General features: G+C 65.4%; 11 protein-coding genes, 1 tRNA gene and 1 pseudogene. 4 read left to right on the top strand and 9 right to left on the bottom strand.

Translation table 11 applies throughout. From position 1 onward, the window contains the following. Positions 1–76: 76 nt before the first annotated feature. The 6 genes from ABY44_RS37840 to ABY44_RS37815 form a co-directional block, all read right to left on the bottom strand. Positions 77–733 carry a TerD family protein gene (locus ABY44_RS37840; protein ID WP_021163605.1) on the bottom strand — a complete coding sequence of 219 codons (657 nt, stop codon included), beginning with the start codon at positions 731–733 and terminating at the stop codon, positions 77–79. A 101-nt stretch (positions 734–834) separates the two neighbouring features. Further along, positions 835–1851, bottom strand: coding sequence for a DUF475 domain-containing protein (locus tag ABY44_RS37835; protein ID WP_027786911.1), 1017 nt, complete (start codon positions 1849–1851; stop codon positions 835–837). Positions 1852–1896: 45 nt separating this feature from the next. Continuing rightward, complete coding sequence (locus ABY44_RS37830; protein ID WP_027786910.1) at positions 1897–2643, bottom strand: VWA domain-containing protein; 747 nt, start codon at positions 2641–2643, stop codon at positions 1897–1899. Positions 2644–2663: 20 nt separating this feature from the next. Continuing rightward, the gene (locus ABY44_RS37825; RefSeq protein ID WP_027786909.1) at positions 2664–3755 is read right to left on the bottom strand and encodes a toxic anion resistance protein; all 1092 of its coding nucleotides are present in this window, start codon (positions 3753–3755) and stop codon (positions 2664–2666) included. A 353-nt stretch (positions 3756–4108) separates the two neighbouring features. Beyond that, entirely contained in the window at positions 4109–4525 is a 417-nt protein-coding gene (locus tag ABY44_RS37820; protein ID WP_059692993.1) for a hypothetical protein, read from the bottom strand. Between the two features lie 45 nt (positions 4526–4570). Next, entirely contained in the window at positions 4571–5200 is a 630-nt protein-coding gene (locus ABY44_RS37815; RefSeq protein ID WP_060172997.1) for a LysE family translocator, read from the bottom strand. Positions 5201–5355: 155 nt separating this feature from the next. Here ABY44_RS37815 and ABY44_RS37810 point away from each other — a divergent pair. The 4 genes and pseudogenes from ABY44_RS37810 to ABY44_RS37795 all read left to right on the top strand — a co-directional run. Beyond that, positions 5356–5544, top strand: a pseudogene (locus ABY44_RS37810) (hypothetical protein); the annotation flags it as partial. Between the two features lie 57 nt (positions 5545–5601). Further along, positions 5602–5692, top strand: a tRNA-Ser gene (locus ABY44_RS37805). A 324-nt stretch (positions 5693–6016) separates the two neighbouring features. Continuing rightward, complete coding sequence (locus ABY44_RS37800) at positions 6017–6178, top strand: hypothetical protein (RefSeq protein ID WP_414143099.1); 162 nt, start codon at positions 6017–6019, stop codon at positions 6176–6178. 2 nt (positions 6179–6180) lie between these two features. Next, positions 6181–6834, top strand: a complete 654-nt coding sequence (locus tag ABY44_RS37795; RefSeq protein ID WP_230948906.1) for a hypothetical protein — start codon at positions 6181–6183, stop codon at positions 6832–6834. Between the two features lie 63 nt (positions 6835–6897). Here ABY44_RS37795 and ABY44_RS37790 read toward each other — a convergent pair whose 3' ends face one another. The 3 genes from ABY44_RS37790 to acs all read right to left on the bottom strand — a co-directional run bounded on the left by ABY44_RS37790 (position 6898) and on the right by acs (position 11318). Further along, on the bottom strand, positions 6898–8913 hold the full coding sequence (locus tag ABY44_RS37790) for a sodium:solute symporter family protein (protein ID WP_027786903.1): 2016 nt from the start codon (positions 8911–8913) through the stop codon (positions 6898–6900). 3 nt (positions 8914–8916) lie between these two features. Next, positions 8917–9261 (bottom strand): DUF4212 domain-containing protein, encoded by a 345-nt coding sequence (locus tag ABY44_RS37785; RefSeq protein ID WP_021163615.1) that lies wholly within the window; start codon positions 9259–9261, stop codon positions 8917–8919. A gap of 83 nt (positions 9262–9344) precedes the next feature. Then, positions 9345–11318: an acetate--CoA ligase gene (acs, locus tag ABY44_RS37780; protein ID WP_244113419.1), complete on the bottom strand. Its 1974-nt coding sequence runs from the start codon at positions 11316–11318 to the stop codon at positions 9345–9347. Positions 11319–11320: the final 2 nt, after the last annotated feature.

The raw sequence follows: 11320 nt of genomic DNA, 5'->3' as shown, positions 1-11320 counted from the left end.
TCGGCTCGTCGGACGGATTCGTCATCGCTGCTTCCTGCCCGGCGCGGCGGTGTCCCGCCGGCCGGACTGCCGCCAGTCAGACCGCGCCGCCGTACGCGCGCACGAAGTCGCCCAGGCCGCGGTTGTAGCCGGCGCCGACCGCCTTGAACATGAAGTGGCCGTCGCGGCGATAGAAGCTGCCCACCTGCACCGACGTCTCCATCGAGAAGTCTTCCTCGAGTGCGTACTTCGCGATCACCGCGCCCGACACCTCGTCGGCGATCTGGATGTAGCTGTTGCGCACTTGGCCGAAATTCTGGCGACGCGCTTCGGCCTGGTCGATCGTCACGACCACCGAGATTTCCTCGATGTCCGCGGCGAGCTTCGTCACGTCGATGAAGATCACTTCGTCGTCGCCGCCGCCGCTGCCCGTGCGGTTGTCGCCGCTGTGCACGACACCCAGGCACTTCGACGCGGGCATCCCGCGCTTCGGGAAATCATCGCCCGGCTGGATGAAGGTTTCCTTGCGCTCCATCGTGCGCACTTCGCTGTTGTAGAACACGAAATGCTGATCCGAGATCAGCTTCGGATTGCTCTGCGCGTCGTACTTGCACAGGAACACCGACACGTCGAGATCGAAATCCGTGCCCGTGTCCGTCGCGTTCGCGTCCCAACCGAGACCGATGCGGAATTTCTGCGTGCCGGGCGCTTCCTTCGACAGGTTGACGCGACCGCCTTTCGACAAATTGATCATCTGAACCTCTTCTGCTGGAACCGCCGTTGCGCCGGCGGCAATGCCGGGCCGCCCTGCGCGGCCCCCTCGTTGATGGTTTTCGTGCCGCGCGCGGCGCGTGCTTATTCGCCGGCCACCGCGGTGCGGTCTTCCTTGCGCTGCACGACGATCGACGACCACACGGCCGCGGCGATCATCGCCGCACCGACCAGGCCCGTGATGACCTCCGGCACCTCGAACTTCACGCCGAGGAACATGATCGTTGCGAGCGCACCGATCGCCCAGAACGCGCCGTGCTCGAGATAGCGGTACTGCGCGAGCGTGCCCTTCTTCAGCAGCACGAGCGTCATCTCCCGGATATAGGCCGCGCCGACGCCGAGGCCGAGCGCGATCAGGAAGATGTTGTTCGACAGCGCGAATGCGCCGATCACGCCGTCGAAGCTGAACGACGAATCGAGCACCTCGAGATACATGAAACCCGCGACGCCTTCGCGCACCACGCGCGTGCCCGTTTCCTCGCCGCCGATCAGGTCGCCGATACCGTGCGCGATCACGAAGCTGATCACGCCGAACGCGCCCGCGAGCAGGAAGGCGACCTGTTCCGCCGACGGCACGTAGAACGACGCGACGATCACGATCGCGAGCGTCAGCGCCACTTCCAGCGCGGTGATGCGGCCGAGATGGCGCATCGGGCCTTCGAGGAAGCCGATCCAGTGCTCGTCCTTCTCGGTGTCGAGCATGAACTTGAAGAACACCATCAGCAGGAACGCACCGCCGAACGCCGACACCTGGTGATGCGCGGAAGTCAGGATCGCCGCGTACTTCTCCGGCGACTCGATCGCGAGCGTCAGCGCATCCCACATGCCGATGTGGCCGATCACCGCGACGATCAGCAGCGGGAACACGAGCCGCATGCCGAACACGGCGACCGGCAGGCCGAACACCATGAAGCGGTTGCGCCACTTCTCCGACCAGTTCTTGAGCACGGAGGCGTTGACGACCGCGTTGTCGAGCGACAACGAGATTTCGAGCACGCACAGGACCGCGACGATCAGCATGTCTTTCACGCCGCCGAGGAAATACGCGGCGACCAGTGCGAGCGCCGTGAGCGACAGCGGGATCTTGAAGTCTTTCAACATGATGTGGAGTTTCGAGTTTCGTGAAAAATGACGTGCGGGCCGCGCTTACTTCGCGCGCACCCAGTCGCAGAATTCCTGCGTGATCAACTGTTCGTAGATCTGTTCGTCGCTGATGTCGAGCGATTCGAGATGCAGGAAGCCGACGTTCGGCATCTCTTCCGCAATTTCCGCGAGGAAGCCGAATTCGCTCGGGTCGCCGACGCCGACGAGCGACCAGTACAGCGGGTAGTGCTGCGACTCGGCCAGCAACTGGCGCACGCGCTTGCGATCGTTCTTCGGGTTCTGCCCGTCGGTGACGAACAGCACCCATGCGGGCAGATGGCCGTTCACCGGCGCGGAAGCCGCCGGTGCGGGCGTCTCGTCCGCGCCGCCGAACAGCCGGCTCAGGAAGCCGCGCTTCTCTTCGCGTTGCGGCGACGGCTGCGGCGCGCGGAAGAAGAAGTCGACGATGTCGTTCATCACCGGCGCGTACTGCGTGCCGCCCCATTTGTCGATCCGCGCTTCGAGCACGTGGTCGGAAATGTACGAGCCGTAGTTGTCCGGCGTCGCGGTCGGCAGCCGGTTGTAGCCTTCGGTGAAGGTCCACGTGTCGACTTCGCCGTTGTCGTCGAACTTCAGTGCAATGCCGAGGATCCGGTCGTGCGTCTCCTGGATCACGCCCGACTGGTAGAGCGGCTTCGCGGAGCCGGAGATGTCGAGCGCCGCGCCGACGCGCACGACGGGCGGCTTCAGGATCTGGCGTTTTTCGAGGACGATCGCGACCTTCGCCGCGCGTTTCTCAAGCGTAATCATGCGGTGTTCTCTCAGTTCTCTCAGTTGTGCTTCGGAGCGAATCGGGTGATCAGGTCCTGTTCGAGCTGGCGCAGGCGCGGCGCGTCCTGCTCGCGCTGGCGCTTGCCGTCGGCGATGATCTGCGTGATGTCGTCGAATGCGCCGAACAGCTGCTGCTGCGCGTATTCGAACGTGTCGGTCGAGATCACCGGGCGCTGGCCGAGCTTCGCGACTTCCTGCGCGTTCTGGCGGTTCAGGTCGGCCTGCGCGCGGATCGCCTCGTCGGCCGCATCGTACGTCGCGTTCGCGAGCGCCGCCGCGCGCTTCGTGCTGAGCTGCTCGAGGTAGAGCGCGAACGCATTGGTCCACGCGGGGATCAGCACGGTCTTGATCGTCATGAACTTCGACGTCAGCGTGCGTTTCTGGTCCTGCTCCATGCGGATCTGCGGCGCGAGCTGCTTCGACATCAGCATCGCGCGGTCGAGGTCGTCGAGCTTGCTTTCGAGCGCGTCGACCTTGCGCTTCACGTCGAGCAGGCGCTGTGCGGCGAACGCGTCGTCCGCCGGCTGCTGGCCGGCCGCGAGATGCGCACGCAGCGTCGCGAGCGCCGTTTCGCCGTGCGCCTTCGACTGCGCGAGTTCCTGGTGCAGCGCGTAGTTGTCGTTGTACATCCGCTCGAGCTCGTCGATGCCGGCCTTCTGGCGCCGCGCATGGCTCTCGAGCTCGACGACGAGCGTGTCCATCCGCTTGCTCACCGATTCGTATTGCGACAGCAGCTTCTCCTTGGTCGAGCGAAACAGCCGCGTGACCTGCGTGAGCAGCCCGCCCTTGTCGGCGCCGCGCGGATCGAGCCCCTTCGCGGTCGCGATCAGTTCGTTGAGCTTGTCACCGAACTGGTCGGCATCCGACGCGCGGACGCTCGCGAGAATCTGCTGGGAAAAGGCGGCGATCCGCGTGCCCTGCGTCGCGCCGAGCTGGTCGATCTCGTCGACGGTGATCAGGCGGACATTCTCCGCCGGGCGCGCGGCCGGCACGGTGACGGCGGCGGCAGGCACGGCGACGGGTGACGAAGACGGGGTGGAAGGACGATCGCTGACCGCATCGGAGTTCTTGTCATCGAATAGCGGCTTCATGTGGCTACCACGTTTCCTTTTCTGCTTTCTGCTGCGTGTTGTCGTGCGCGCGTGGCGCGCATCCGCGATTACCGCCGTGCTCTCTCACGGGCGGCAGACGGACAATAAATGGCCCGAGCGCCTTGCGTCAAGGGAAGGAATTCTTTCAATTTCCATTCATTTTGTAAGGTGGCGGACGGACGTCATGCAGGAGCGCCGCCACTCCTGCCGCGATGCGGGCTGGCCACGCGAGATTCGGACGCGCCGAAACTTACATGTCGGATCAATGCGAAAGAGAAATGAAACCGCCTGTTTGAGCGGGTTTCAAACGGCGCACACACGCGGCCAAACCCCTCTTGGGCACCGATCGCGCATTACCGATCCCGCACGCGATTCATCCCGAGCCTGGGCAGGATGAACGGCACCGATCGGTCACGAATCGTAAAATCCCATCGTCCGTCGATGTCCACGAACGTCGCGCTGAAATGCCGGTCGTCGGCCCACGCGAGGTCGTCCAGATGGCACGACGCATACATCGCGCCGACCGTGCGCCGCGCGATTTCCTTCAATGGATCCTTCGACACGAGCGTGAACGTGACGGCCTCCTCGAACAGGCAGTCGTAGTCGGTGACGAGCAGATAAGCGGCCGGCGTCTCGAACTGGCGAAGCAGTACGTAACCGGAAACCGTGAGGCCGGAGCGCTCGCCGTTCACGAGCACGGCGGTACGCGAGGGCCACGTTTCGTACGGACCGTCGTGCGTTTCGAGCGCGAAGCGTTCGATCGGCTTCATCGCCGGGCCGGTTGGCCGAGATCGTGTGCCGGAAGCATCGTCGCGTCAGTTCGCGGCCTTGCGGTACAACGCGACATATCCCGCGAGAATCAGCAGCAGCGACCCGCTGACGCGGTTCAGCCACTTCTCGCCGGCCGCTTTCCACACGCGCACCGAGTGCACGCCGAGCAGCGCGTAGCCGGTCATCCCGACGACGTCGATCGCGACGATCGTCGCTGCGAGGATCGCGTACTGCGGCGCGATCGCGTGCGACCGGTCGACGAACTGCGGCAGCAGCGCGGACATGAACAGGTAATACTTCGGGTTGCTCATTGCGACGAAAAAACTCTTCAGGAACGCGGTCCGGCGATCGGGCATCGCCTGATCGACTGCCTGCGCGGCAGCACGACCACCGGACGAGAGCAGCATCCGCACGCCGACATAGGCGAGCCACGCGGCACCGGCCAGCTTCAGCGTGACGAACGCCGTTTCCGATGCGTCGAGCAGTATCCCGAGACCGAACCCGACCAGCGCGACCATCACGACATCGGCGGTAACGGCGCCGAGCATGCCGACCAGTGCGTGACGCAATCCGTACCGTGAGCCGTTGCTCATCGCGAGCAACACCGTCGGGCCGGGCGTCGCGACGCCGACGGAAAGGATCAGGGCAAAAGCGAGCAAGGCGGACAGCGACATGGCGTGGCGTTCCTTCTGAAGGGAGCTTGCGAACGGGATGGCGTCGCCGTCTTCGGCCGCGCGGGCCGCTGCCGGCACGCGCGAATCATGACGACGCATTCGAACGGCCGATGATCGCATGTTCGCCCCGAGATCCGCTCGGCGGTTGCGTGGCGTCGATCCCAGCGAGGGACCGCTACGATCTCGGTGCGTGCTGTGCGACGGCGCTGTTCGGCGGGAAGACGACGTTCCGTGCGGCCGTGCGCGATGTCACGAACAAGTCGTACTGGTCGTCGACGACCGGCGGGTACCTGACACAGGGCGAGCCGCGGTCGGTGTGGCTGTCGATGACGACGGATTTTTGACGATTGCGGAAGGGAGTGGCGGGCTGCCGCCAGAGTTTGCTATACTCTCGGTCTTCCGGAGAGATGGATGAGTGGTTTAAGTCGCACGCCTGGAAAGCGTGTATAGGTTAATCGCCTATCGGGGGTTCGAATCCCCCTCTCTCCGCCAGGATGTCAGCAAAAACGGGCCGCTCGGCCCGTTTTTCGTTTCTGCACGCCCAAGCGCCCGACAATCGTCGCTGCGCCGAGATGCCCGCCATCATGCACTTCGCATCGACTTCCGCCTTCAGGCATCGGGCAAGCGGGTCAGCCATGCAGTTCAATACTGCGACTCATCGCTTCATCGTTTTTCTCGACGCGACGACAGCGCCATTCAATCCATCGTTCCGAACTCGATAACGATCGCATTTCGGCATCGCCGACAAGGATGCCGACTCGTTTTTCATCCCGCGTCGACTGTCCGCCACCGCGCGAAAACCTGCGTGCGCAGTTCATGACCATGATGCAAGCGAACATGGCGCATTCGCCCGCCATGAACGGAAATGCATTCGCCGGCCCGGGAATGATGATGCCCATGGGCTTTGCGAATCAGGTCATCGACACGGCGGTTTCGCCGGCACCCACCGCACATCGAACCCCGAACACCGCTCGCTAAAGATGTGTATTCTTCTGACGATATCCGAGGTTTCAGCTCCGCGAGTCAGATCCATGCGATTCAATCCAGGGTTCGCCATGACGATTGTCGCTTCGACGATGCTGTCAGCTTGCGCAACGGCATTTTCGCCGCCGTCGATCACCACCACCGTCGCGGTGACCTCTCCCCCGCCGGCCGACAAGGCGCTGCGCGACGGCGGATCGTCTACCGACCTGTCGGTCATCGGTCAGCCTGCATCCCCGTTTCGCACGCTGCTTTCCGTTCGCGAGTGCACTGCCGGCAAATGCGCGGCGGGAATCGCCATGCCGACGCTTGCGGTCACGGTTCAACGCGTGTCCGAAGGACAGGCGGCGATACGCTTCTCGGTCAGCGGTGAGATCGGCAGCAGCCAGACGCTGAAATCGCAAACCGGGAACGCCGCGTCGGAAGTGACGATGTCGATCCCGTCGAGCGCGACACCGATCAACGATCGCTTTGCCGTTGACCGGGTCGCGACGATCAAGGTCGGCGAGTTTCGCCACGTCGCGCTGCCGCATGGCATCCGTGCGTATGTGTGCGTCGCGATACCGAACGCCAAGGGGATGACGGACGGAAGCTGCGATTTCAGCCGGGTACAGACGACCAAGGGCGCCGAGCTCGGCATTTCCGCGCTCTGACCCGCCCGTCACGGCGCCGGCACTGGCTGCCCTGGCACGCGAGCATGCCGAACGACACCCGCGTCACGGATGCCGGATGTAATCCACCAGCGCCCGCGTATAGTCATCCGGCTTTCGATCGAACAGACTCACGACGATCGCCACCGCGAACCCCGCCGGCACCCCGAACACGCCCGAACTGATCGACTCGATCCCGAACCACGTGCGCCCCGCGAATCCCGTCAGCTGCGTGAAGTACGGATAGGTCGACACGATGTAGTACACGCACACCGCGAGCCCAGTCACCATCCCGGCGATCGCACCGCGCGTCGTCGTGCGCTTCCAGAACACGCCGAGCACCAGCACCGGAAAGAAGCTCGAGGCCGCCAGCGAGAACGCAGCGCCGACGAGAAACAGGATCTTCCCCGTATTGAGCGACGCGACATACGACGCGAACAGGGCGACGCCGAGCAGCAGCACCTTCGAGATCGTCACGCGCCGCTGGCTCGATGCGTCGGGCGCGACCATGCAGTAGTAGACGTCGTGCGACAGCGCGTTGGCGATCGTCAGCAGCAGCCCGTCCGCGGTCGACAGCGCCGCGGCAAGCGCACCGGCCGCGATCAGTCCCGACACGACGTACGGTAGCCCGGCAATCTCCGGCGCGGCCAGTACGACCATGTCCGGCTGCATCTGGATTTCCGACCAGTGCACGATGCCATCGCGAATCACCTCGACGACGCTGATCAGGTCGGGCTCGAAGTGATGCCATTGCGTGACCCACGCCGGCAATTCGGCGAACGGCCGCCCGACGAGGTTCGCGAGGATCTCGTACTTGATCAGCACCGCGAGCACCGGCACGCTGAGGTAGAACAGCGCGATGAAGAACAGGGTCCACCCGACCGAGCGCCGCGCCGACGCGACCGACGTGGTCGTGTTGTAACGCGTCAGGATGTGCGGCAGGCTCGCGGTGCCGAGCGACAGACACAGCAGCAGCGCGAGGAAATTCCGCTCGCGCGGCTTGCGCTCGTCATCGCTCGCGGCGGGAAACGGTTCGTGCATCGGCACGGGCGGCTCGGCACGGGCCAGCAGGTCGTCACGCGCCTGCGTCCACGCGACCCGCGCCGCCGCCGGATCGCGCGGAAAATCAGCCAGCTCGCGCTCGCGCTGGCTGATCTCGCGCAGCGGCCCGTTGTGGCGCCGCAGGTCGGCCAACTGGTCGGCGAGATGCCGGCGTGCATCCGCATACGACGAAGGCAGCCGGTCGAGCCGCGTCTGGATGTCCGCGGCTTGTCGTCGATACGCGTCGCGCACCTGCTGTTCGTCGGACGCATCGCGCACCTGCGCCTCGCGCGCTGCGACGCGCTCCATCAGCTTGCCGTAGCTGAACTGCGGCACCGGGCCGAGCCCGTTCTTCATCGCGATCAGCGACACCGGAATCAGGATCGCGCTGATCAGGATGATGTACTGCGCAACCTGCGTCCAGGTGACCGCGCGCATCCCGCCGAGAAACGAGCACACGAGAATGCCCGCGAGCCCGCAGAAGATCCCGATCGCGAAATCGACGCCGATGAAGCGCGTCGCGATCAGGCCGATCCCCTGGATCTGCGCGACCAGGTACACGAACGAACACAGGATCGCCGCGCCGGCCGCGAGCGCACGCACGGCCGTGCTCGAAAAGCGCGTACCGAGAAAATCGGGAATCGTGTAGCGCGCGAGCTTGCGCACATACGGCGCAAGCAGGAACGCGACGAGGCAGAACCCGCCCGTCCAGCCCATCACGTACGCGAGCGCATCGTAGCCGGTCGTATAAAGCGAGCCGGCCAGGCCGATGAACGACGCGGCCGACAGCCAGTCGGCCGCCGTCGCCATCCCGTTGAACGCGGACGGCACGCGCCGCCCGGCCACGTAGTATTCGACGAGATCGGACGTGCGCGACAGCAACCCGATCACCGCGTACACCGCGATCGGCACGAACAGGAATACGTAGCCGATCCAGACGCCGGAGCCGGTGGCGCGCTCGATCCGCCACATCAGCAGCACGAATCCGAGAAACCCCAGCGTGTAGAGCGCATACGCGCGGATCAGTCGATGCGTCAGCATGAATCAGCGCCCGCCGTTCGGATGGCCGGTACGCGCCGCATGATCGTCGTACGCGCGGCGCAGCGTGCGGTCGGCGCGCTGCATCAGCCCGATGTACGCGACGATCAGCACGAGATACACGAGAATCGCGCCCTGCGCACCGACGTAGAACGGCAGGCTGAACCCGGCGAAGCGCACGCTCGCGAGCGCGGGCCCGAAGAACGGCACGATGAACGACACGGCGAAACCGATCGCCATCAGCACCGCGATCAGCGCGACATTGAAGCGCCAGTAGCGTGCGTGGGCACGCGCGAGCGGCTCGGGAACGGGCGGTGGCGCGGCAGGCGCGGATCGGGTCGGAACGGTCATGCCGTTATGTAACAAAAAGCCCCTGCGCGGGCAATCGGGATTGCCGCGCAGGGGCTCGTGCGCGTGACGCGCAACCGGTACGGTCAGCGCACTTCGGCGAGCTGCTCGAGGATGGCCGGGTTCTCGAGCGTGGACGTGTCCTGCGTGATCGCTTCGCCCTTGGCGAGCGAACGCAGCAGGCGCCGCATGATCTTGCCCGAGCGCGTCTTCGGCAGGTTGTCGCCGAAGCGGATGTCCTTCGGCTTCGCGATCGGCCCGATCTGCTTGCCGACCCAGTCGCGCAGCGTCTTCGCGAGCGCCGCGGCCTCCTCGCCTTCCGGACGCGCACGCTTGAGCACCACGAACGCGACCACCGCCTCGCCCGTCGTGTCGTCAGGACGGCCGACCACGGCCGCCTCGGCCACCAGCTCGTGCGAGACCAGCGCCGATTCGATCTCCATCGTGCCGAGCCGGTGGCCCGACACGTTCAGCACGTCGTCGATCCGGCCCATGATCGTGAAGTAGCCGGTGTCCTTGTCGCGCACGGTGCCGTCGCCGGCGAGATAGAGCGTGCCGCCGAGTTCTTCCGGGTAGTAGCTCTTCTTGAAGCGCTCCGGATCGCCCCAGATCGTGCGGATCATCGCCGGCCACGGGCGCTTGACGACGAGAATGCCGCCTTGCCCGTTCGGCACGTCCTGGCCGGTTTCGTCGACCACCGCGGCCATGATGCCCGGCAGCGGCAGCGTGCACGAACCGGGCACGGTCGGCGTCGCGCCCGGCAGCGGCGTGATCATGTGGCCGCCCGTCTCGGTCTGCCACCACGTATCGACGATCGGGCAACGCTCCTGGCCGACGTGCTTGTGATACCACATCCACGCTTCCGGATTGATCGGCTCGCCGACCGTGCCGATGATGCGCAGGCTCGACAGGTCGTAGCTCTTCGGATGCACCTTGTCGTCGGCCTCGGCGGCCTTGATCAGCGAACGGATCGCGGTCGGCGCGGTGTAGAACACGCTGACCTTGTGGTCGCCGATCATCTTCCAGAAGCGGCCGGCGTCCGGCCAGGTCGGCACGCCCTCGAACACGACCTGCGTGCCGCCGCAGGCGAGCGGGCCGTACGTGATGTACGTGTGGCCGGTGACCCAGCCGATGTCGGCCGTGCACCAGAACACGTCGGTGGGCTTCCAGTCGAAGGTCCACTTCATCGTCTGCGCGGCCCACAGCAGGTAGCCGCCGGTGCTGTGCTGCACGCCCTTCGGCTTGCCGGTCGAGCCCGACGTATACAGGATGAACAGCGGATGCTCGGCGCTCACCCATTCCGGCTCGCAGGTGTCGGATTCGGCGGCCGTCAGTTCGTGCATCCACAGGTCGCGGTCGGCATGCCAGTCGATCTTGCCGCCGGTGCGGCGATAGACGATCACGCTCTTCACCGCTTCGCAGCCGCCCAGCGCGAGCGCCTCGTCGGCGATGCTCTTGAGCGGCAGCGTCTTGCCGCCGCGTGCCTGCTCGTCGGCCGTGATCAGCGCCGTCGCGCCGACGTCGACGAGCCGCTCGTTCAGCGACTTCGCGGAGAAGCCGCCGAACACGACCGAGTGGGTCGCGCCGATGCGCGCGCAGGCCTGCATCGCGACGATGCCTTCGATCGACATCGGGATATAGATGACGACGCGGTCGCCCTTGCCGATGCCGCGCTTCTTCAGCGCATTCGCGAAACGCGACACGCGGGCGAGGAGATCCGCATAGGTGACGCGCGTGACGGTGCCGTCGTCGGCTTCGAAGATCACCGCGACGCGCTCGCCGTTGCCGGCTTCGACGTGACGGTCGAGGCAGTTGTACGACGCGTTGAGCTCGCCGTCGTCGAACCACTTGTAGAACGGCGCGTTGGACTCGTCGAGCACTTTGGTGAACGGCTTGTGCCACGCAAGGCCCTCGCGCGCGAGGCGCGCCCAGAAGCCTTCGTAATCGCGCTCGGCCTCGGCGACGAGCGCCCGATAGGCCGGCATGCCGGAAATGGTCGCCGCCTGCTCGAGCGCCGCGGGCGGCGCAAACTGGCGGGTTTCGTGAAGAACCGATTCAATCG

The sequence above is a fragment of the Burkholderia sp. ZZQ-2 genome (assembly GCF_050768715.1).
GTDB lineage: Bacteria > Pseudomonadota > Gammaproteobacteria > Burkholderiales > Burkholderiaceae > Burkholderia > Burkholderia cepacia.
The sequence above is the reverse complement of the archived record's forward strand: the minus strand, read 5'-3'. Positions and strand labels throughout refer to the sequence as shown.

Excerpts from the sequence above, each read along its gene's own strand:
- ABY44_RS37840 (WP_021163605.1), bottom strand. The coding sequence starts at position 733 with ATGATCAATTTGTCGAAAGGCGGTCGCGTCAACCTGTCGAAGGAAGCG.
- ABY44_RS37835 (WP_027786911.1), bottom strand. The coding sequence starts at position 1,851 with ATGTTGAAAGACTTCAAGATCCCGCTGTCGCTCACGGCGCTCGCACTG.
- ABY44_RS37830 (WP_027786910.1), bottom strand. The coding sequence starts at position 2,643 with ATGATTACGCTTGAGAAACGCGCGGCGAAGGTCGCGATCGTCCTCGAA.
- ABY44_RS37825 (WP_027786909.1), bottom strand. The coding sequence starts at position 3,755 with ATGAAGCCGCTATTCGATGACAAGAACTCCGATGCGGTCAGCGATCGT.
- ABY44_RS37820 (WP_059692993.1), bottom strand. The coding sequence starts at position 4,525 with ATGAAGCCGATCGAACGCTTCGCGCTCGAAACGCACGACGGTCCGTAC.
- ABY44_RS37815 (WP_060172997.1), bottom strand. The coding sequence starts at position 5,200 with ATGTCGCTGTCCGCCTTGCTCGCTTTTGCCCTGATCCTTTCCGTCGGC.
- ABY44_RS37800 (WP_414143099.1), top strand. The coding sequence starts at position 6,017 with ATGACCATGATGCAAGCGAACATGGCGCATTCGCCCGCCATGAACGGA.
- ABY44_RS37795 (WP_230948906.1), top strand. The coding sequence starts at position 6,181 with ATGTGTATTCTTCTGACGATATCCGAGGTTTCAGCTCCGCGAGTCAGA.
- ABY44_RS37790 (WP_027786903.1), bottom strand. The coding sequence starts at position 8,913 with ATGCTGACGCATCGACTGATCCGCGCGTATGCGCTCTACACGCTGGGG.
- ABY44_RS37785 (WP_021163615.1), bottom strand. The coding sequence starts at position 9,261 with ATGACCGTTCCGACCCGATCCGCGCCTGCCGCGCCACCGCCCGTTCCC.